General features: G+C 31.4%; 19 protein-coding genes. 6 read left to right on the top strand and 13 right to left on the bottom strand.

Features of this window, described 5'->3' with window-relative positions:
* The first annotated feature begins 39 nt into the window (after positions 1–39).
* The 3 genes from E0E45_RS17755 to E0E45_RS00935 all read left to right on the top strand — a co-directional run bounded on the left by E0E45_RS17755 (position 40) and on the right by E0E45_RS00935 (position 2,967).
* Positions 40–558 (top strand): hypothetical protein, encoded by a 519-nt coding sequence (locus E0E45_RS17755; RefSeq protein WP_232044029.1) that lies wholly within the window; start codon positions 40–42, stop codon positions 556–558.
* Between the two features lie 75 nt (positions 559–633).
* A complete protein-coding gene (locus E0E45_RS00940) occupies positions 634–1,446 on the top strand; it encodes a BtpA/SgcQ family protein (RefSeq protein ID WP_130889415.1) in 813 nt (270 codons plus the stop codon).
* A 12-nt stretch (positions 1,447–1,458) separates the two neighbouring features.
* The gene (locus tag E0E45_RS00935) at positions 1,459–2,967 is read left to right on the top strand and encodes an FGGY-family carbohydrate kinase (protein WP_130889414.1); all 1,509 of its coding nucleotides are present in this window, start codon (positions 1,459–1,461) and stop codon (positions 2,965–2,967) included.
* Positions 2,968–3,136: 169 nt separating this feature from the next.
* Here E0E45_RS00935 and folP read toward each other — a convergent pair whose 3' ends face one another.
* Positions 3,137–3,955 carry a dihydropteroate synthase gene (folP, locus tag E0E45_RS00930; protein ID WP_130889413.1) on the bottom strand — a complete coding sequence of 273 codons (819 nt, stop codon included), beginning with the start codon at positions 3,953–3,955 and terminating at the stop codon, positions 3,137–3,139.
* 204 nt (positions 3,956–4,159) lie between these two features.
* On the opposite strand from folP, the gene ahpC reads away from it, so the two are divergent.
* Positions 4,160–4,720: an alkyl hydroperoxide reductase subunit C gene (gene ahpC / locus E0E45_RS00925; RefSeq protein WP_005949472.1), complete on the top strand. Its 561-nt coding sequence runs from the start codon at positions 4,160–4,162 to the stop codon at positions 4,718–4,720.
* An 89-nt stretch (positions 4,721–4,809) separates the two neighbouring features.
* Positions 4,810–6,441, top strand: a complete 1,632-nt coding sequence (locus E0E45_RS00920) for an FAD-dependent oxidoreductase (protein ID WP_130889412.1) — start codon at positions 4,810–4,812, stop codon at positions 6,439–6,441.
* Positions 6,442–6,488: 47 nt separating this feature from the next.
* On the opposite strand, the gene kduD is transcribed toward E0E45_RS00920, so the two are convergent.
* From kduD to E0E45_RS00895, 5 genes are read right to left on the bottom strand one after another with little or no spacing between them, the layout of a single operon-like run.
* Positions 6,489–7,262 carry a 2-dehydro-3-deoxy-D-gluconate 5-dehydrogenase KduD gene (gene kduD, locus E0E45_RS00915; protein ID WP_130889411.1) on the bottom strand — a complete coding sequence of 258 codons (774 nt, stop codon included), beginning with the start codon at positions 7,260–7,262 and terminating at the stop codon, positions 6,489–6,491.
* 33 nt (positions 7,263–7,295) lie between these two features.
* Positions 7,296–8,126: a 5-dehydro-4-deoxy-D-glucuronate isomerase gene (kduI, locus tag E0E45_RS00910; RefSeq protein ID WP_130889410.1), complete on the bottom strand. Its 831-nt coding sequence runs from the start codon at positions 8,124–8,126 to the stop codon at positions 7,296–7,298.
* Between the two features lie 34 nt (positions 8,127–8,160).
* On the bottom strand, positions 8,161–9,468 hold the full coding sequence (locus E0E45_RS00905) for a TRAP transporter large permease (protein ID WP_130889409.1): 1,308 nt from the start codon (positions 9,466–9,468) through the stop codon (positions 8,161–8,163).
* 13 nt (positions 9,469–9,481) lie between these two features.
* On the bottom strand, positions 9,482–9,958 hold the full coding sequence (locus tag E0E45_RS00900) for a TRAP transporter small permease (protein WP_130889408.1): 477 nt from the start codon (positions 9,956–9,958) through the stop codon (positions 9,482–9,484).
* Between the two features lie 26 nt (positions 9,959–9,984).
* A complete protein-coding gene (locus E0E45_RS00895) occupies positions 9,985–10,989 on the bottom strand; it encodes a TRAP transporter substrate-binding protein (protein ID WP_130889407.1) in 1,005 nt (334 codons plus the stop codon).
* A gap of 259 nt (positions 10,990–11,248) precedes the next feature.
* On the opposite strand from E0E45_RS00895, the gene E0E45_RS00890 reads away from it, so the two are divergent.
* Positions 11,249–12,022 carry an IclR family transcriptional regulator gene (locus E0E45_RS00890; protein WP_130889406.1) on the top strand — a complete coding sequence of 258 codons (774 nt, stop codon included), beginning with the start codon at positions 11,249–11,251 and terminating at the stop codon, positions 12,020–12,022.
* A gap of 138 nt (positions 12,023–12,160) precedes the next feature.
* On the opposite strand, the gene folK is transcribed toward E0E45_RS00890, so the two are convergent.
* From folK to ileS, 7 genes are all read right to left on the bottom strand, one after another.
* Complete coding sequence (folK, locus tag E0E45_RS00885) at positions 12,161–13,009, bottom strand: 2-amino-4-hydroxy-6-hydroxymethyldihydropteridine diphosphokinase (protein WP_130889405.1); 849 nt, start codon at positions 13,007–13,009, stop codon at positions 12,161–12,163.
* A gap of 18 nt (positions 13,010–13,027) precedes the next feature.
* A complete protein-coding gene (folE, locus tag E0E45_RS00880) occupies positions 13,028–13,579 on the bottom strand; it encodes a GTP cyclohydrolase I FolE (RefSeq protein WP_172604214.1) in 552 nt (183 codons plus the stop codon).
* Positions 13,580–13,603: 24 nt separating this feature from the next.
* On the bottom strand, positions 13,604–14,635 hold the full coding sequence (locus E0E45_RS00875; protein ID WP_130889403.1) for a PTS transporter subunit IIC: 1,032 nt from the start codon (positions 14,633–14,635) through the stop codon (positions 13,604–13,606).
* Between the two features lie 62 nt (positions 14,636–14,697).
* On the bottom strand, positions 14,698–16,770 hold the full coding sequence (gene glyS, locus E0E45_RS00870) for a glycine--tRNA ligase subunit beta (RefSeq protein WP_130889402.1): 2,073 nt from the start codon (positions 16,768–16,770) through the stop codon (positions 14,698–14,700).
* A 59-nt stretch (positions 16,771–16,829) separates the two neighbouring features.
* Positions 16,830–17,699 (bottom strand): glycine--tRNA ligase subunit alpha, encoded by an 870-nt coding sequence (gene glyQ, locus E0E45_RS00865; protein WP_130889401.1) that lies wholly within the window; start codon positions 17,697–17,699, stop codon positions 16,830–16,832.
* A gap of 13 nt (positions 17,700–17,712) precedes the next feature.
* Positions 17,713–18,168: a signal peptidase II gene (lspA, locus tag E0E45_RS00860; RefSeq protein WP_130889400.1), complete on the bottom strand. Its 456-nt coding sequence runs from the start codon at positions 18,166–18,168 to the stop codon at positions 17,713–17,715.
* Between the two features lie 8 nt (positions 18,169–18,176).
* Complete coding sequence (gene ileS / locus E0E45_RS00855; RefSeq protein WP_130889399.1) at positions 18,177–20,978, bottom strand: isoleucine--tRNA ligase; 2,802 nt, start codon at positions 20,976–20,978, stop codon at positions 18,177–18,179.
* Between the last annotated feature and the right edge of the window lie 2 nt (positions 20,979–20,980).

Below are 20,980 nucleotides of genomic sequence, written 5' to 3'. Positions count from 1 at the left end.
TTCCTTGTAGCAATAATCTTCCATTTCATTTTAAAAGGAATGGGTGCTGAAAAATATGTGGATACTAAAGTTATTTCAAGAATAGGAAGCTGCTGTACAGATTTTCTTGTATTCTTTGGTGTAGCTTCTATTAAAATACCTGTTGTTATTGAATATGCTGTTCCATTTGGATTGCTTATGATTTTTGGAATGATATGGGTAGTATTCCATTTCACAGTATTAGCTCCAAGATTACTGAAACAAGAATGGTTTGAAAGAGGAATATATGTCTATGGTTATTCTACAGGAGTAACTGCAATAGGTATGGCCTTGCTTCGTATAGTTGATCCCGAAAATAAAAGCTGTACTCTGGATGATGCTGCAATAATAACTCCATTAGAATCAATTATTGAAATTTTTGCCTTAGCTACAATACCTGTAGCTTGTGTTCAAGGAAACTGGTTAATAGCAGTAATCCCTGTTCTGTTGTATTTGGCTGCTCTTATTATTATACCTTTTATTTTCAAATGGTGGCATCCCCATCCAAAAGCAGTATATGATGAATCACAAGATGCTTAACTTTTAAATTAATAAGAGAGAGTTCAATTTTAACAGCTTTGACTCTCTCTTTTATTATAAATTATGGAGGAAATTATGAATTGGATAAAAGAAATGTTTAAAGTTAAAAAACCTATAATTGCATTATTACATTTGCGTGCTCTCCCCGGAGATCCTCTTTTTTCAGAAGAAAGTTCTATGGAGAAAATTATTGAACAAGCTAGATTTGAATTAGTTTCCCTTCAAGAAGGAGGAGTAGATGGTATTCTCATAGCTAATGAATTTAGTCTTCCTTATGAAAAAAATGTTTCTTATGTTACTGTGGCTGCTATGGGAAGAATAATTGGAGAACTAAAAAAAGATATTTTGATTCCTTTTGGTGTAAATATTGTTTCTAATCCTCTTGCAACTATTGATCTAGCTGCTGCAACTGGAGCTGATTTTGTAAGAAGTACATTCACTGGAGCATATGTTGGAGAAAATGGAATAACTGATACAAATATACCTGAAACATTAAGAAGAAAAAAAGCTCTTGGATTAAACAAATTAAAACTCTTTTATAAAGTAAATCCTGAATCAGATATTTATTTAGCTGAACGCAGCATAGAAAAAACAACTAAATCTCTTATTTTTCATTGCTTTCCTGATGGTTTATGTGTTTCAGGAAATTCTGCAGGGGTTGAGACAGATTCTTCCTTAATTACAAGAGTAAAAAGTGTAGTAAATAATACTCCTGTTTTTTGTAATACAGGTTGTACAAAAGAGAACATAATTGAAAAACTTTCTTATTCTGATGGAGCTTGTGTGGGTACAGCCTTTAAAAAAGAAGGTAAATTTGAAAACTTTATTGAAAAGAAAAGAGTAAGAGAATTTATGGAAGTTGTTTTTGAATATCGTAAAACTCTGTAAGGATGGTATTATATGACAGAAGAAAAATATTTTATTGGAATAGATATTGGAACTTTTTCAAGTAAAGGTGTTATTATAAACAGTAAAGGGGAAATTATTATTTCCAGCCAAACTTCTCATGAAATGGAAAATCCAAAACAAAATTATTTTGAACATGATGCAGAAAAAGTTTGGTGGTATGATTTTTGTAAAATTTCAAATGAACTACTCAATAGAAGCAAAATAGATAAAACTAAAATTTCTGGAGTGGGAGCAAGCACACTTGGTGCTGACTGTCTCCCTGTTGATAAAAAATGTAATCCTTTAAGAAAAGCCATTCTCTATGGAATAGATGCTAGATGTCAAGCTGAAATAGATGAAATAACACAAATGTATGGTAATGAAAAAATAGACAAACTTTTTGGACGTCCTGTATGCTCTGGAGATGTTGTTGCAAAAATACTTTGGATTAAAAATAATGAACCTGAGATTTATAAAAATACTTATAAATTTCTAACTGGTTCCTCCTATATTACGGCTAAATTGACTGACAACTATATAATAGACAGTTTTTTAGGAATTGCATCTTTTAGACCTCTTTATTACACTGATGGAAATATTAATAATGATATTTGCAAAGATTTTTGCCTACCAGAACAGCTTGCTCAAGGAAAGCTTGTAACAGAAATAGCTGGATATGTAACTTTAAAAGCTGAATTTGAAACTGGTATTCCTGCTGGAACTCCAGTAATAACAGGAACTGGAGATTCAGCAGCAGAAGCTATAAGTGTAGGAGTTCTAGAAGCTGGAGATATGATGATTCAGTTAGGTTCATCTGTTTTTATTTATCTCTGTACAGAACAGCTAATCAAAGATACTCGAGTACGAGGAAATAACTTTCTTATTCCTGAAACTTATAGTGTTGCAGCTGGTACAAATAATTGTGGCACATTATTGAATTGGTATAAAGAACAAATATTTGATATTTTTACTCAAGAAAAAAATGGAAGAAATGTTTTTGAATTTTTAATGGATGGTATAGATAAAATTCCTCCTGGAAGTGATGGATTAATAACACTTCCATACTTTGCTGGAGAAAGAACTCCTATAAATAATCCCAAAGCTAAAGGAGTATTATTTGGTTTAACATTAAATCATACTAAAAAACATCTTTATCGTTCAATGCTGGAATCAATTGGCTATTCAATTGGACAGCATATAGATATATTTAAAGAAAATAATTTAAAACTAAATAAAATAATGATTGCAGGAGGAGGAACAAAAAATACCCAATGGATGCAGATGATATCTAATATTATTAATGAACCTCTTTACTTGATGAAAGAATCTATAGGTGCTTCTTATGGAGATGCTTTAATGGCTGGAATAGGAACAGGGCATTTTAAAAATTTCAAAGAATTAAAAAGTATAATAAAAATAGAAAAAATATTTTATCCAGATATTAAAGTTCATAAAAAATATAGGAAATATCGAAAAATTTATGATAACCTCTATAGCAAAACTAAAACTTTAATGGAATAAATTTAATATTTTATTCAAAAATATCATAATTTAAAATTCTATATAAGAAAGGCTGAGAGGATTTTAACCCTTCCAGCCTTATAAACTATTTAAAAATTACTAATTAAGAAATAATAAATATATAGAATTATTTATTTTGTCTAATATTTTTTAGACCATTGCTTTTACTTTATCTTCTTACAATTCTATCAGCTACCATGGCAGCCCTTTTGTTTTCAAGAACATCATGCACTCTCACTATATCTGCTCCTTTTTCTATTCCTATTACAGTTGTGGCAATAGTTCCTTCCACTCTCTGATCTACAGGAGCATCATTTAATATAGTTCCAATAAATCTCTTTCTTGAAGCTCCCAAAAGTATCCTTCCCATATCTCTTAATTCTTCCATTCTGCCTAAAACCTCTAAATTTAAATTTATATCCTTTCCAAAGCCTATCCCTGGGTCAAGTATTATTTTCTTTCTGTCTATCTCATACTTATCTGCTATTTCATATGTTCTCTTAAAAAATTTTCTCATACTTAAAATTATATCTTCCTCATATACCTTATTATTTTGATTGTGCATAGCTATGAGAGGAACATCATATTTCTTTACAAGAGCAGCCATTTCTCCCTTATCATACTGCAATCCCCATATATCATTGACTATATGTGCTCCAGCTTTCAATGCTGCTTCTGCCACTTTATGCTTATATGTATCTATAGAAATCACTGTATCAAGTTCAGAACTTATCTTTTCTATAACTGGAACTACCCTTGCTATTTCCTCTTCCTCAGATATCTGCTCATGTCCTGGTCTTGTTGACTCACCGCCTATGTCTATTATATCTGCTCCATCTTTTATTAATTTTTCAGCCTGTTTTACAGCTATCTCTATATTATTGTATTTCCCTCCATCTGAAAAAGAATCTGGTGTTACATTAAGTATTCCCATTATTAAAGTTCTTTTTCCAAGTTCAATTTTTTTATCTCTGCATTTTAGTAACATTTTTCTCCTTTCTTTTAAATGTTTTTTAAAATAATTTTCCCTCTGCATATAGATTTTAATATACAAAGAAAATAAAAACAAGAAAATACTAAAAAAAATTCTTGACATAGCAAGTAATTAATTATATAATCAAAATATAATAATTACAAATTAAAAGTAATTACAAAATAAAGTAATTCAAATTAATTAAGGAGGAAGAAAATTATGTCGTTAATTGGAAAAAAAGTATCAGAATTTAAAACAATGGCCTACCATATGGGAGACTTTAAAGAAATAACTAATGAATCTATGAAGGGGAAATGGGCAGCTGTAGTATTTTATCCAGCAGACTTTACATTTGTATGTCCTACAGAGCTTGAGGATCTGGCAGAACATTATGAGCAATTTAAAGCTGAGGGATGTGAAGTATATTCAGTTTCTACAGATACTCACTTCGTACATAAAGCATGGCATGATACATCAGATAGAATAAAAAAAGTTCAGTATCCTATGCTTGCTGATCCTACTGGAAAATTAGCTAGAGATTTTGAAGTTATGATAGAAGAAGAAGGTTTAGCTTTAAGAGGAAGCTTTATCATCAATCCAGAAGGAGTTATCGTTGCTTATGAAGTACATGATAATGGTATTGGAAGAGAAGCTGGAGAACTACTTAGAAAACTTCAAGCTGCTAAATTTGTAGCTGAGCATGGAGAAGTTTGTCCTGCAAAATGGAAGCCTGGTAGTGACACTATAAAACCAACTATTGACCTTGTTGGAAAACTTTAAAAATATAAAAGAGGAAGACTGATAGAGATTTATTCAGAAGTCTCCTCTTTTTTTAGATATAATTTTTTAATATATAGAAAGGAAAAAATATGGAAAAAATTTATGATTTAATAGTAATAGGCGGAGGTCCTTCTGGATTATCTGCAGGTATATATGCTGGAAGAGCCATGTTAGATGTTCTTATCATAGAAAAGGATAAAGCTGGGGGACAAATATGTCTAACTAATGAAATAGTTAATTATCCTGGAATAACTGAAATATCAGGAAGTGAATTTGGAACTCAGCTGAAAAAACAAGCTGAAAACTTTGGAGTGGAATTTGTTTCTGATGAAGTAAAAGATATGGATTTTTCCCAAGATATAAAAACTATAAAAACATCTTCTGGTGAATATAAAGCTCTTTCAGTGGTCCTTGCTACTGGTGCTTCTCCTAGAAAGCTAAATTTCCCAGGAGAAGAAGAATATACTGGAAGAGGTGTAGCATATTGTGCTACTTGTGATGGAGAATTTTTTACTGGAATGGAAGTTTTTGTGGTAGGAGCTGGCTTTGCTGCTGCTGAAGAAGCTATATTTCTTACAAAATATGCTACAAAAGTTACTATAATTGCAAGAGAACCTGAATTTACTTGTGCTAAATCAATAGCTGAAAAGGTTTTAAATCACCCTAAAATAGAAGTGAGATTCAACACTGAACTCCTTGAAGCTAAAGGAGATATCCAGTTAAGAAGTGCTGTGTTCAAAAACAATGTAACTGGAGAAATATCTGAGTATAAAGCTAAAGATGGAAAATCTTTTGGAATATTTATCTTTGTAGGATATGAGCCTCAAAGCAAACTTTTCAAAAATCATATAGAGCTTGATCAATATGGATTTATTCCTACTGATGAAGATTTACAAACTAATGTAAAAGGTGTATATGCAGCTGGAGATATCAGACCTAAAAAGCTTAGACAACTTGTAACTGCTGTATCAGATGGTGCTGTTGCTGCTGTAAATATTGAAAAATATGTACATGATTTGAGAGAAAAACTTGGATTAGCAAAAGAGGAGAAAGAAAATGAAAATACTTCTCAAGCTCAAATTAAAGATGTAGAATTACTTGACAGCAGTCTGAAAGAACAGCTTGGAGATATTGTTTCAAGATTTGAAAACAATATTGAGCTTGTTGTTATAAAAGATTCTGCTGTGGAAAAATCTTCAATGATTGAAGCTATGGTGAAAGAAATATCTTCTGTTTCTGATAAATTGAAATTCAGCTCTTTTGAAAAAGGTGAAAATCCTGAACTTGAAAAGAAAATAAAAGCAGATAGATTCCCAACAATAGCTATTTTAGATAAAAATAGAGATTTCTCTGGAATAAAATTCTCATCTCTTCCAAGTGGACATGAACTGAACTCTTTTATTCTTGCTATGTATAATATAGCTGGACCAGGACAGAAAATATCTGATAATACTATGAAGAATATTCAGAATATCTCTTCCCCTGTAAATATAAAAATAGGTATATCACTCAGCTGTACTAAGTGCCCAGAAACTGTTCAGGCAGCACAGAAGATAGCTATAGAAAACAAGAATGTAAATGTTGAAGTTATTGATGTATTCACATTCCCAGACTTCAAAGAAAAATATGATATTATGAGTGTTCCAGCTATGATAATCAATGACAAAGATATCTTCTTTGGACAGAAAAATATAGATGAAGTAATTGAAGTATTAAAATAAATGATATTTAAAAAGAGCAATCTGAATAAGACTGCTCTTTTTAAATTTTATCTAACTAACCAACCACCATCTACTGCTAATATATGTCCATTTACATAATCTGAAGCTCTGCTTGCTAAAAATACTATTGCTCCCATTAGATCAGATGGTTCTGCCCATTTGTCTGCTGGTATTCTACTTAGTATTTCAGCATTTCTTTTTTCATCTGCTCTTATAGGTGCTGTATTTGCTGTTTTTATATACCCAGGAGCTATTGCATTTACCTGAATATTTTTACAAGCAAGTTCATTAGCAAAAGCCTTAGTCAAACCAGCAACTCCATGCTTACTTGCAGTATATGGAGGTACAAATTTTCCACCTTGAAATGAAAGCATTGAAGCTACATTTATTATTTTCCCACTTTCTTGAGCTGCCATTATTTTAGCTACATCCTGACTCATATAGTAAACTGCATTCAGATTAATGTTCATTACAGCTTCCCAGTCAGAATCTTTATATTCCAGCAAAGGAGCTCTTCTTATAGTTCCAGCATTATTTACTAAAACATCTATTTTCCCATAGACTCTTATACATTCCTCTACTGCTGCACTAACTTGGGCTCTATCTGTTAAATCTGCTTGAAAAAAATGAATTTTTCTCCCTTCAGTTTCCACAAGTTTTCTTGTTTCTTCCCATTCTTTATCATAAGTGGTAACAAAGAGATCTGCTCCTGCTTTAGCAAATGCTACAACATATGCCTGTCCAAGCCCTGTGTTTCCCCCTGTTACAATCACTACTTTTCCTTTCAATGAGAAAAAGTCCATTGAAAATTCACTTAACATTTTCTGCCTCCTAATAAAATATATATTCTGCCTTTATCTTATATCTTCCATTGCTACATGATCCATATCTGTAAATGTTTGATTTTCTCCTACCATTCCCCAGATAAATGTATAGCTTGCTGTTCCTACGCCACTATGAATTGACCAAGATGGTGATATTACTGCTTCTTCATTTTTCATTACAATGTGTCTTGTTTCTTTTGGTTCTCCCATTAAATGAAATATTCTTGTATCTTCCTTCATATCAAAATAAAAATATACTTCCATTCTTCTATCATGAGTATGAGTTGGCATACTATTCCATACTGACCCATCTTCCAGCATTGTCATTCCCATAACTAATTGGCAAGATTGACATACATCTGGGTGAATATATTGATTTATTGTTCTTTTATTTGAAGTTTCTATACTTCCTAGCTTTACTTTTCTAGCATCTTCTAAACTTATTTTTACTGTTGGATATTTATGGTGTGCAGGTGCTGAGTTTAGATAAAATTTTGCAGGATTTTCACAGTCTACAGATTTAAAGAATACTTCTTTAGTACCCATGCTTACATACATAGCATCTTTATTATTCAATGAAAATTCTTCTCCATCTAAAACAACTACTCCAGCTCCTCCTACATTGATAATTCCAAGTTCTCTTCTTTCTAAGAAAAAGTTAGAACCTAATTCCTTGCTTCCTTCCAGTTTTAATACATCTTCATGAGGACAAACTCCTCCTACTATAATTCTGTCTATATGAGAATATACTAATTTTATATTATCTGCTGCAAATAAATCTTCTATTAAGTATTCCTCCCTCAATCTCTCTGTATCATAATGTTTTGCATCTTTATTACTTGAAGCATAACGAATTTCCATTTCTCCTCCTAAAATTATATTGACCTAAATCTTATTATTTTATTAATCCAAACATTTGTGGTAATACCAATGAAAATCCTGGTATAAAAGTTACCAAAAATAATATAAGGATTGTTACTGTATAAAATGGCAGCAGCCATTTAAATACCTCTTCAATACTAACTCGCCCTACCTTGCATCCTGTAAATAAAATTGGTCCAACTGGTGGTGTTATTGTTCCTATACATAGATTAAATACCAACATTATTCCAAAATGAACAGGTGTCATTCCAAATTTTTCTACTATTGGTAAAAATATTGGAGTAAATATTAAAACTGCAGGTGTAGGATCCATAAATGTTCCTATTACCAGAAGTATTATATTCATAATTATTAATATTATTACTTTGCTGTCAGTTACCCCTAAAAGCAGTTCAGCTATCTTTTGAGGGATATTTGCAAAAGCCATTACCCATGACATTATAGATGATACTCCTATCATAAATATTACTATTGCTGTCATTTGAGCAGAACTTAAAAATATTTTAGGCAAATCACTAAGTTTCATTTCTCTATATATCAAAGAAAGAATCAATGAATATACAACAGCTATTGCTGAACCTTCTGTTGCTGTAAAAACCCCTTTTAAAATCCCACCTATTACAATTATTATTAATAATAAGCTTGGAACAGCATCTAATATTGTTTTTACTACTTGTTTTACATTTATATTTCCTTCTGATTTATATTTTAACTTTTTAGCCATAATTCCAGCAACTGCCATTACTCCCAATCCCCATAGTATTCCAGGGAGATACCCTGCTATAAATAGAGCTGAAATTGAAACGCTCCCTGCTACTGTTGAATATACAATCAATGTATTGCTTGGAGGAATTAGCATTCCTGTTGGAGCTGAAGATATATTTACTGCTGAACTAAATCTTTTATCATATCCTTCTTTTTCTTCTATTGGAGAAATTGTTCCCCCTACTGCTGCAGCTGCAGCTACTCCTGAACCACTTATAGCCCCAAAAAGCATATTTGCAACAACATTAGCCTGGGCCAGCGGCCCATAGAATCTTCTTCCAAAAAGTTTTGCACAATTAATAAGTCTTATTGCAATTCCACCAGTATTCATTATATTTCCAGCTAGAATAAAAAATGGAATTGCCAATAATGAAAAAGAATTAGTTCCTATAAATACTCTTTGAGCAGATGTTACCATTGCCCCATCAAATGGCAGTATAACCAGCATAGCTATTGTTGAAGAAAGTCCTATACTTATACTTATTGGAACTCCTATTGCTAAAAAGATAACTAGTGAAACAAATATAAATACTCCTATTTGCAAAGCTAAATCCATAATTTCTCCTTTTTTATTCTTCCTCTTTATTAAAAATTATTTTCTTAATATTATATATTACATAGAAGACTATAAAGATTCCACTAATTGGAATTGCAGAATAAATAATCCCTATTGGCATTTGCAATACTGCATCTACCTGTGCCATTTGCTTCAAAGAAGAAAAATAACCTCCATATATCATTACTCCCAAAACAAATATTGATATTATTATTTCTTGAATAACATCAATTATTCTTTTTATATTTTCAGGTGCCATATCTCTTATAAAAGAAATCTGCATATGCTCTCTTTTTCCAAAAACGTAAGCTGATCCATACATTACTAGCCAAACAAATAGATACTGAGATGTCTGTTCTGTAAAAACACTGGGTTTATTAAAAACATATCTAGTTATAACCTGCCATGTTACCAACAGTGTCATTATTCCCATTATCGCAATACAAAAAATTTCTATAATCTTATCAAGAACATTTTTTATTCTTTTCATCATTTTATCTCCTTACTTAAATAAGATTATTTTGCTAATTCTCTTACTTTAGCATATATCTCTTTAGTCAGTTCAGAAGAATTAGCCACTTCTTCCTGTAAAGGTTTTACCCTTTCTTGAAATGGTTTAATATCTACTTCAATAAATTTTGCTCCATTTTCTATTGCAATTTTTTTAGCTGCTTCTACATTTTCATTCCATACTTCAAATTCATTTTCAATAGTTTGTTTCATTAAATCATCAAATATTTTTCTATTTTCTGAAGACATTCCATTATATAATTTTTCATTAATAATAATTAAATCTGGAACCATCAAATGATTAGTATAAGAAAAATAAGGTGCTATTTCATAGTGTTTTAAATCTACATAAGTTACTTCATTATTTTCTCCACCTTCTATAACTCCCTGCTGAACTGCTGTATAAACTTCTCCCTGTCCCATAGGAGTTCCTATTCCTCCCATATAATCTATCATTTTCTTCATTGTATCTGACTGCATTACTCTAAATTTATATCCTTTTAAATCTTCTGGTTTCATCATTGGTTTATCTGTATAAAGACATCTAGCTCCTGCTGTAAATGCCCCTATTACCTCAAATCCGCTTGAAGAAACAGATTTAAATAATGGTTCTAATACATCTGATAAAAAAACTTTTTTTTGATGCTCTAAATTATCATATAAATATGGCAGCCCTATAACACTAAAATCTTTATTAAAACTTTCAACAACTGGATTCCCTACTACTGACATTTGAATAACTCCATTTTGCACCAGTTCAGCTGTTGCTCTTTGATCTCCCAATAAAGCATTTGGAGATATTTCTAATTTATAAGCTCCTTTTGTCTGTTCTTCCAATTGATTGCTGAATTTTGTTAATGCTTTATATTGAGGATGGTTTTCTGATTGATTAAAAGCAACTTTTAAAACTTGAGTTTTAACTTTTTCTTCAGCTGCAGTTTCTTTTTCCTTTGAACATCCAATAAACATCCCTATAAGCAGCAAACTTCCTGCAAATAATATTTTTTTCATTTGTGAGCCCCCTCTGAATTTATTTCTCAGTTTTGTTCTTATTTACGAACAAGTTCGTAAATAAGTATAAATAAAATATACATTAAGTTTTTTAATAAGTCAAGTATTATTTTTATTTTTTTTCATCATATTACGAATTTTAAGTTCTATAAAAACACAAAAATTCTATATGAGTTTTTAGACTTTAAATTTTAATAGCTTTTTCTTATTTTTTTTGTTAAGATATTAAATAGAATTATTTTTAAGAAAGAAGGAAAAGATGGAAACTTTATTACATAATCCTACAGAGAGGGTCACTAATATTTTAAAAATTATAGCTAAAAATTCTGACAAATTAAATTTTTCAAGCATTTCAAAATTAACTAATATGCCTAAAAGTACCTTATCTCCAATTTTAAAAACTTTAGTTGAACTTGAATTTCTAGTTTTAGATCCTATTTCTCAAACTTATTCTATTGGTTTAGCTACTTTTCAGATAGGACAAGCTTATTTAGAAAATGTAAATGGTCTTGAAATTATAAAATCCCATATGAGATCAATAGTTGCTCAATGTAATGAAACTTGTCAAATAGGAATAAATCATAATAATGAAGTTCTTTATTTAACAAAAGTTGAATGTTCCCTTCCTATAAAATTAATGTCCTCTATTGGAAGAAATCTTCCTTTATATTGTACAGGACTTGGAAGAGTACTTCTTTGTGAGTATTCAGAAGATGAGATAAGAAATTTATATTCCAATGGAATGAATCAATTTACAGAAAATACTGTCACAGATATAGAAGAACTGCTTGAAATTGTAAAAAAAGCTAAAATTAATAAATTTGCTGAAGAATTTGGAGAGGTTACTTCTGATGCATGCTGCATAGCTGTTCCTATAATGATAAATAATAAAATAAATGCTGCTATGGGTGTCAGTCTGCCAATTTTTAGAGCTAATCAAGAAGATATTTTAAAAATAAAAAATCTTTTAAAAGAACATTCATTATTAATTTCAAAAGAATTAGAAAATTTAAATATAAAAAGTATTATTTAATATAAAAAATAGAAATCTTTTATAGATTTCTACCAACTTTTACTTTAATAGAAAAAGCTGACATGAAAAACTTCAAGTCAGCTTTTTTAATGATAATAATCGAACTATTCTAAGCTTGGAACAGCTCTCTTTTTTATTTTAACTCAATATTTCATTTTCCTTCTCATCTTTGGCTTCATCTAAAGCTCTCTTCAGATTAAAAATGCTTTTTCTCTCTAAAGGATGAACTACATTTGGAGCTATTTCACATAATGGATCAAGAACAAAGCTTCTGTCACACATCCATGGGTGAGGTACGGCTAGATCATCATCTTCTATTATCTCTTTATCAAAAAGGAGTATATCAATATCAATAATTCTAGGTCCCCATTTTTTTATTCTCTTTCTTCCCATCTCTTCTTCTATTTCCAAAAGTTTTTCTAAAAGCTCATGAGGGGATAGAAGTGTTTTTACTTCAAGACAGGCATTGAGAAAATCATCCTGTTCCATTACTCCAAAAGGTTCTGTTTCAATGATAGTACTTATTTTTGTAACACTTGTATTTTTAAGTTCTTTTATCTTTTCTACAGCAGTAAGAAGATTTTGTTTCTTATCTCCCATATTTGAGCCAATAGAAAGATATACAGTATGTCTTTTTCTTGTTATTTCTACAGCTACATTTTCAAAATGCATCTGCAAAGGTGCCCAAGGTTTCTTCACTGTTACTTTTACTTCAGAAATCAAAGGATATTTACTTAATATCATCTCTGCTATATCTTCAGCACAAGTTTCAATTAAATCTATGCTTTTCCCAGTAAATATTTCTCCTATATCATTAGCTACAAGTCCATAATGAGTAGACTTTTTCAAATTACCAGTCTTCCCAGCTTCTCTTGTTGATGTTGTCATCTCTGCTGAAACAAGAAACTTCTGCCCCAGTTTCTTTTCTTCTGGAAATACTCCATGATATGCTATGAATTCAAGGTTGTTGATATATATTTTATCCATGACATTCTCCATAAAATTTTATTTTAGCAGTGAAAGAATTTCCATTCTTCTCACAGCATCATCTTCAAATACCCCTCTGTAAGAAGTGGTTATTATCTCACTGTTTACTCTCTTTTCTCCCCTCATAGTCATACACATATGCTTAGCTTTTATGACTATCATTACCCCTTGACAATTAAGAGTCTCATATATTGCATCAGCTATTTGAGCTCCTAATCTTTCTTGTATTTGAGGCCTTTTAGAAAGTATATCTATTACTTTTATTATATCACCAAATCCAACTATTTTTCCATTTGGAATATATGCAATATCTATTTTCCCAAATATAGGTAGAAAATGATGTTCACACATAGAATAGAAGTCTATATTTTTTTCTACTATGAGATCATTCTTTTCCACTTCAAATGTTCTTTTAAGCACATCTTCAGGATTTTGAAGCAATCCAGAAAAAAGCTCTCCATAACTTTGTGCCACTCTTTTTGGTGTATCTTCCAATCCTTCTCTTTTTGCATTTTCTCCTAAAGCATCTAGTATATCTCTAAAAGCATTTTCTATCTTATCTATATCTATTTTTTTCATTTTTCTCCTTTGAAATTATAGATCCAATTTCAAATCTCCATCTTTTATCCAATTTTTCTTTCTCATAAAATTAGCTATGAGAAGTGTAAGTACAGCTGGAAGAATAAAATGAAGCATTAGGATCCCTATATAAAGAGATGCTCCTCCTCTTCCTAACCCTTCCATAGTAGAAAGAGTACCAAATTGTCCTACTAACCCACTTGTTCCCATTCCTGCTGCTATTGGAATATTTTGATATTTCAATATTACAGTTGATACTGGTCCTAATATAGCTGAAGCCAATGTAGGAGGTATCCATATTTTCCAGTTTTTAACTATGTTCCCTATTTGCAGCATAGATGTTCCCAGTCCTTGAGCTACAAGACCTCCCCATCCATTTTCCTTAAAACTCATCACTGCAAATCCTACCATCTGTGCTGAACAACCTACTGTGGAAGCTCCTGCTGCCAATCCACTCAGCCCTACCATCATACATAGTGCTGCACTGCTAATAGGAAGTGTCAATGCTATCCCTACTACTACTGATACTATTATTCCCATATAGAATGGCTGAAGCTCTGTTGCATACATTATGAAAGCTCCAAATGCCTCCATAAATCTTGCTACTCCAGGACCTACATAATATACAACTAATGCTCCTGTAAGAATAGTAACTGCTGGAGTCACTATTATATCTATTTTTGTTTCTTTAGATACCATTTTTCCAAATTCTGCTCCAACTACTGCTCCTATGAAAGCTCCTACTGGTCCTCCATAAATAGCTCCTGCTGCTCCAGTTATTGTAGATGAAAACAATACAAGATGAGGTGCTTGAAGTCCATAGGCAACTGCTACTCCAATAGCTGGCCCTGTCATATCTCTTGCTATTTTCCAGATAACATCTGTAAGAAAAGTTATTCCCAATTTTCCACCTATTGTATTAAGTATCGTTCCTATTAGAAGTGTTGAAAAAAGTCCCAAAGCCATGTGGCTAAAAGCATCTATACAGTATCTTTTTACTGTTATCTCAATATTTTTCCTTTTAAAAAAATTTTTTAATGATTCCACTTTCTTCCCCTTTATATTCTTTATGAGAAGAGCCTGATTTCTCAGGCTCTTCAAGTATTTTATTATCTTTCTTCTATCTGATTAAGATCAGCCATTTTTATAAACAGATCAGCTAGGAATTTAAGTTGAGAAAGTCTGTTATTTTTAACATCCTCATCTTTATCCATTACCATTACTTCATTAAAGTATCTATTGATGATATCTTTTCCAGAAACTATAGCTTGAAGATATCTATTATAGTCTTTATTATTCAAAGCATCTATTACTTTTGAATTTAATTCCAATGAGAAATTATATAGTTCAGTTTCTATTGGCTCTTTAAACAAGTCTTGATTTATAATACCTTTTTCATGATCTTTAGAAATATTTCCAACTCTTTTCAATACTGGAAGAAGTGTTTTAAATACTTCTTCTTTAACAAAAGACTCTAAAGTTTTTATTTTTTCAAGAGCTTCTACAGCATTATCACTATCAGTATTAAGAACTGCTGTAACTATGTCTTTACTGTATTTCATTTCAGTAAATATATTCATTTCTCTTTGTTTAAAGAATTCTAGTACTTCTGCAAGTACAGTTTCTCTATCTCTTTTTAATACTCCACATCCTTGAAGAGCGTCTAGTGTTTTTTCAGTTAAAGCTTTTAAAGAAATATCCAATCCTGAATTAAGTATTACATTTACTATTCCAAGAGCCGCTCTTCTCAGAGCAAATGGGTCTTTAGATCCACTTGGTATAACTCCTACACCAAAACATCCCACTAATGTATCTATTCTGTCAGATATTCCTGCTACTATTCCTTCTAATTCTGTAGGAAGATTATCTCCTTGAAATCTTGGGTAATAGTGTTCTTTTATACCAAGAGAAACTTTTTCTCCCTCTCCAGATTTCAGTGCATAGTCTGCTCCCATAAATCCTTGAAGTTTAGTAAATTCCTTTTCTCCTATCATATTAGAAACAAGGTCAGCTTTAGCCAGTAATACAGTTCTTAAAATACTGTCTTTTCTGTCATTATATCCAAGAGTATCTATTAAATATTTAGCTATTTCAGTTGCTCTTTCTATTTTAGAATAGATAGTTCCAAGATCTTTTTGGAATACTACTGTTTTTAATTTTTCTACATTGTCAGCAAGAGGTGATTTTAAATCTTCCTGATAGAAGAATCTAGCATCAGCAAGTCTTGCAGATAATACTTTTTCATTTCCTTTTCTTACTTGTTCAGAAGTTTCTACACCATTTCTAACAACTACAAATTTAGGCAGAAGTTTTCCATTTGAATCAAGTATAGGGAAATATCTTTGATGTACTTCCATTGATATTATAAGTACTTCCTGTGGTACTTCCAAGAAATCTGAGTTAAAGCTTCCAACTATAGGACATGGATATTCTATTAGATTAGTTACTTCATCTAAAAGCTCATCTTCTATAAGTACTTGTTCTCCAGAGTTTGTGCAATTTTCATTGATAAGCTTTTTAATAAGAGCTTTTCTTTCTTCAATGTCTATTATTACATTATTTTCTCTTATTTTTTCAAAATATTCATCTATGGTATTTACTTCAAACTCTTTCCCAAAGAATCTATGTCCTCTAGATTTATTTCCACTTTCCATTCCTTCAATTTCAAATTTTACCACTTCGTTATCACAAAGTGCTAAGAACCATTGTACAGGTCTTGCAAATCTTAATTTTTTATCTGACCAAGTCATAGATTTTTGGAAGTTTAATTCTAATACAAGACTTTTTAATATTTCAGGAAGAAGCTCTTTAGTTTCTTTTCCTTTCATAAATTTTCTTGCAGCTATATATTCACCTTTTGGAGTGCTTACTATTTCAAGATCTTCTGCTTCTATTCCTTGTGATTTAGCAAATCCAAGCCCTGCTCTTGATATTTCTCCATTACTTCCATAAGCTACATTTTTAGCTGGTCCCATATTAACTATATTTAGATCTTCCTGTTGTTCCCCTAATTCGTGAACATCTAAAACCAATCTTCTAGGAGTTCCATAAGTTTTTATATCTTTAAAGCTAATTCTTCCATCTTTAAGTTTTGCTTCTAAATTATTTTTTAAATCTTTCAATGCCTGATTTAGAAACCTTGCAGGCAGTTCTTCCATTCCAATTTCAAATAGTAATCTCAATGTTCTTCCTCCTCTTCCATTTCAATCCACTCTAATAAAATAATTTTCTCAAAAATCAACTATTTTTTTAAAAGAGGGTAACCTAGATCCTTTCTATTTTGTACATAAACCTCAGCACATCTTCTTGCTAAGTTTCTAACTCTTAAGATGTAAGCCATTCTCTCAGTTGTAGATATAGCTCCTCTTGAATCTAAAACGTTGAATGTATGAGAGCATTTTAATACATAATCATAAGCTGGCAGAACCAATCCTGCATCTAAAATTTTAGCTGCTTCTTTTTCATATTCATCAAACCATTTGAAATGACTTTCTAAGTCTGCTAATTCAAATGAATATTTTGAGTTTTCATATTCAAACTGGAATCTCATATCTCCATATTTTACTCCAGGTGCCCATTCAAGATCGTATACATTTTCTTTATTTTGGATATAAAGAGCAAGTCTTTCTAATCCATAAGTTATTTCTACAGGTATAGGATCTAATTCTAATCCTCCTACTTGTTGGAAATATGTAAACTGAGTAACTTCCATACCATCAAGCCATACTTCCCAACCAAGTCCCCAAGCTCCAAGAGTTGGTGATTCCCAGTCATCTTCAACAAAACGAATATCATGTTTTTCAGGGTCAATTCCCAATACTCTTAAACTTTCAAGATAAAGTTCCTGAATATTTAATGGAGATGGCTTCATTATAACCTGAAATTGATGATGTTGATAAACTCTGTTAGGGTTTTCTCCATATCTTCCATCTTTTGGTCTTCTTGATGGCTCTACATAAGCAACATTCCATGGTTCAGGTCCTAAAGACATTAAGAATGTGTTAGGGTTAAATGTTCCTGCACCTTTTTCGATGTCATAAGGATTTCCTAATACGCATCCTTTAGAACTCCAGTATTTTTGAAGAGCAAAAATTATCTCTTGAAATGTCATTTTTAATCCTCCTCTATTTTTTCTTCTTTTTTTCTGCAAAAAAGTAATCTAGAAGTATCAATACAACTCCTATATTTATCCATACATCAGCTAGATTGAAAACAAAAGACCAAATACCTCTAAAGTCTATCATATCAATGACAAATCCTCTCCATATTCTATCTATCATATTTCCTATTGCTCCAGCCAAAACAAAAGTAAATCCTAATTTTTCTAATAAAGACATTTTATTTCTGCCCTTATACAAATAATATGCAATAGCTACAATTGCTATAACTGTAGCTATGCTTATTATATCAAGCTTCCCTTGAAACATTCCAAAGGCTATCCCTCTATTTTTCACATATGTAAAGTGGAAAAAATCAGTCAGTACACCAATAGTATCTCCCTCAAAAAAGTTCTTATCCACAATGTATTTAGATATTTGGTCTAATAGAACCAGTATAAAGACTAAAATTATATAGATCATATTTTCTCCTAGCTATTCTTTAGTACGCTTGCACATCTTGGACAAAGAGTTGGATGTTCAGGGTCTTTTCCAAGTTCAGTAGAATATTTCCAGCATCTTTCACACTTTTCTCCATCAGCATGAAGTACTTTGATGTAAAGATCTTGAGCCTCTTCTCCTCTTACAAAAGTATCATCTACATTTTCTGCAATTTCTACTTCTGAAACGATAAGAGCAAGTTCAAGTTTCTCTCTATTTTCAACTAAGAACTTTTGTACTTCTGCATCTGTTGAATGAAGTATCACTTTAGCATCCAGTGAATTTCCAATTATTCTATTTTCTCCTTGTCTTGCTTTTTCAAGTATTTTATTAGCTTCTTTTCTTACTTTAATTATCTCTACCCATTTATTTTCTATCTCTGGATTTAGATATTGATCATTTTCTTCATACCAGTCTGTCAATAAAACTGATTCACTGTCTTTCAATACTTCTGGTAAAGTTTCCCATATTTCTTCTGAAGTGAATGAAAGTATAGGAGTTATCATCTTAGTAAGAGTAACTAAAATTTCTGTCATAACAGTTTGAGCTGCTCTTCTCTCTATTGAATTAGTTCCTTCAGTGTATAATCTATCTTTTATTATGTCAAGATAAAATGCAGACATATCTATTCCAGCAAAATAATGAATCTCTTGAAAAAGATTGTAAAATTCATATCTATCATAATTTTCAGTAACTTTTCTTTTTAATATCTCTAACTTATTTAATGCCCATTTGTCTATTTCCATTAGTTGCTCATATGGAACTTTATCTGTATTAGGATCAAAGTCATTGCTGTTTCCTAATATATATCTTGCTGTATTTCTTACTCTTCTGTAAGCTTCAGCCATTTGTTTTAAGATATTGTCAGATATTTTTACATCTTCTCTGTAATCTACTGAAGCACACCATAATCTAAGTATATCTGCTCCATATAGTTTTATTACATCAGATGGAACTACTGTATTTCCAACTGATTTAGACATTTTCTTACCTTCTCCATCATTTACAAATCCGTGAGTCAGTATCTTTTTGAATGGAGCATCATGTGTAGAACCTATAGAAGTCAGAAGTGATGTCTGGAACCATCCTCTGTGCTGGTCTGATCCTTCTAAATACATATCTGCTGGTCTATGTAAAAGATCTCCTCTTGTTTCAAGCACTGCTCTATGAGATACTCCTGAGTCAAACCAAACGTCCATAATATTTGTTTCTTTTCTAAGTTCTAAACCTTTAAGTTCATATTTTTCCATCAGTTCTTCACCAATAAGTTCTTCAGCTGTATATTTAAGCCAAGCTGCTGTTCCCTCTTTTTTAACTATTTCAACTACTCTTGCAAGTATTTCTTTATTGAATATCTCTTTTCCATTTGCTTCATTAAAGAATACTGGAATTGGCACTCCCCATACTCTTTGTCTTGAGATACACCAGTCAGGTCTTGTTTCAAGCATAGAACCAATTCTGTTTCTTCCCCATGCTGGTATGAATTCTACATCATCTAAGGCTTTTAAAGCTCTCTCTCTTATATCTGATCCTTCTACATTTACGAACCATTGCTCAGTAGCTCTGAATATAACAGGAGTTTTTGATCTCCAGTCATGTGGATAAGAGTGTTCTATCATTTTTAATTTCATTAAATGCCCTGATTTTTCTAAGTGAGCACAAATTGCTTTATTAGCTTGTGCATAGAATAATCCAGCAAACTCTCCTGCTTCCTCTGTTAGTACTCCTTTATTATTGATTGGAGAAATAACTGGAAGTCCATATCTAGTTCCTACTACATAGTCATCTTGTCCATGCCCAGGGGCTGTATGAACACAACCTGTTCCTGCATCAGCAGTTACATGAGTACCAAGTATAATCATTCCTGTTCTATCAAGGAATGGATGCTGATATGTAGTTCTTTCTAAATCTTTTCCTTGGAATTCTTTTATTAATTCAAACTGCTCAAGATCCATTTCAGTAAATGCTTTTTCTGCAAGATCTTTTCCTAATATCAGATTTCCTTTTTCAGTTTTATATACACCATACTCAAAATCTGGATTTAAACTTATAGCAACATTTGCAGGCAAAGTCCAAGGAGTAGTTGTCCATATTACTACCCATGCTTCTTCAGTAAGTCCTAATCTTTCTAAAAGATCAGCGTTAGCCTTCATTCTTACATATATTGAAGGTGATGATACATTTTTATATTCTATCTCTGCTTCTGCAAGAGCTGTTTCTGTTACTGGTGACCAGTATATAGGTTTCAACCCTTTGAATATATATCCATTTTCATAAAGCTCTCCAAATACTTCTAATTGTTTTGCTTCATATTCAGGATTTAATGTAAGATATGGATTTTCCCAATCTCCTAATATTCCTAATCTAACAAATCCTTCTTTTTGGATTCCAACCCATTTTTTAGCATATTCAGCACATAATTCTCTGATTTCTACTGCTGACATCTCTTTTGCTTTTGAACCCAATTTCTCTGTAACTTTTAATTCAATAGGAAGTCCATGTGTATCCCATCCAGGTACATATGGTACTTTGTACCCTCTCAATCTTTTATATTTCAAGATTATATCTTTAAGAATTTTATTCAAAGCATGCCCTATGTGAATTTCACCATTTGCATATGGCGGTCCATCATGCAGAATGAAAGTTTGAGTGCCTTTCTTCAAGCCTTTTGAATAAATATCCTTTTCCTGCCACATTTTTATAAATTTTGGTTCCTTGTTCGGAAGATTAGCTTTCATTTGAAAGCTCGTCTTCGGAAGGTTCAATGTAGCACCATAATCTTTTTCGCTCATTG

This window comes from Fusobacterium ulcerans ATCC 49185, from assembly GCF_900683735.1.
In the GTDB taxonomy this organism is placed as follows: Bacteria; Fusobacteriota; Fusobacteriia; order Fusobacteriales; family Fusobacteriaceae; genus Fusobacterium_A; species Fusobacterium_A ulcerans_A.
This window is presented reverse-complemented; position numbering and strand designations above follow the sequence as displayed.

Excerpts from the sequence above, each read along its gene's own strand:
- E0E45_RS17755 (WP_232044029.1), top strand. The coding sequence starts at position 40 with ATGGGTGCTGAAAAATATGTGGATACTAAAGTTATTTCAAGAATAGGA.
- E0E45_RS00940 (WP_130889415.1), top strand. The coding sequence starts at position 634 with ATGAATTGGATAAAAGAAATGTTTAAAGTTAAAAAACCTATAATTGCA.
- E0E45_RS00935 (WP_130889414.1), top strand. The coding sequence starts at position 1,459 with ATGACAGAAGAAAAATATTTTATTGGAATAGATATTGGAACTTTTTCA.
- folP (WP_130889413.1), bottom strand. The coding sequence starts at position 3,955 with ATGTTACTAAAATGCAGAGATAAAAAAATTGAACTTGGAAAAAGAACT.
- ahpC (WP_005949472.1), top strand. The coding sequence starts at position 4,160 with ATGTCGTTAATTGGAAAAAAAGTATCAGAATTTAAAACAATGGCCTAC.
- E0E45_RS00920 (WP_130889412.1), top strand. The coding sequence starts at position 4,810 with ATGGAAAAAATTTATGATTTAATAGTAATAGGCGGAGGTCCTTCTGGA.
- kduD (WP_130889411.1), bottom strand. The coding sequence starts at position 7,262 with ATGTTAAGTGAATTTTCAATGGACTTTTTCTCATTGAAAGGAAAAGTA.
- kduI (WP_130889410.1), bottom strand. The coding sequence starts at position 8,126 with ATGGAAATTCGTTATGCTTCAAGTAATAAAGATGCAAAACATTATGAT.
- E0E45_RS00905 (WP_130889409.1), bottom strand. The coding sequence starts at position 9,468 with ATGGATTTAGCTTTGCAAATAGGAGTATTTATATTTGTTTCACTAGTT.
- E0E45_RS00900 (WP_130889408.1), bottom strand. The coding sequence starts at position 9,958 with ATGAAAAGAATAAAAAATGTTCTTGATAAGATTATAGAAATTTTTTGT.
- E0E45_RS00895 (WP_130889407.1), bottom strand. The coding sequence starts at position 10,989 with ATGAAAAAAATATTATTTGCAGGAAGTTTGCTGCTTATAGGGATGTTT.
- E0E45_RS00890 (WP_130889406.1), top strand. The coding sequence starts at position 11,249 with ATGGAAACTTTATTACATAATCCTACAGAGAGGGTCACTAATATTTTA.
- folK (WP_130889405.1), bottom strand. The coding sequence starts at position 13,009 with ATGGATAAAATATATATCAACAACCTTGAATTCATAGCATATCATGGA.
- glyQ (WP_130889401.1), bottom strand. The coding sequence starts at position 17,699 with ATGACATTTCAAGAGATAATTTTTGCTCTTCAAAAATACTGGAGTTCT.
- lspA (WP_130889400.1), bottom strand. The coding sequence starts at position 18,168 with ATGATCTATATAATTTTAGTCTTTATACTGGTTCTATTAGACCAAATA.
- ileS (WP_130889399.1), bottom strand. The coding sequence starts at position 20,978 with ATGAGCGAAAAAGATTATGGTGCTACATTGAACCTTCCGAAGACGAGC.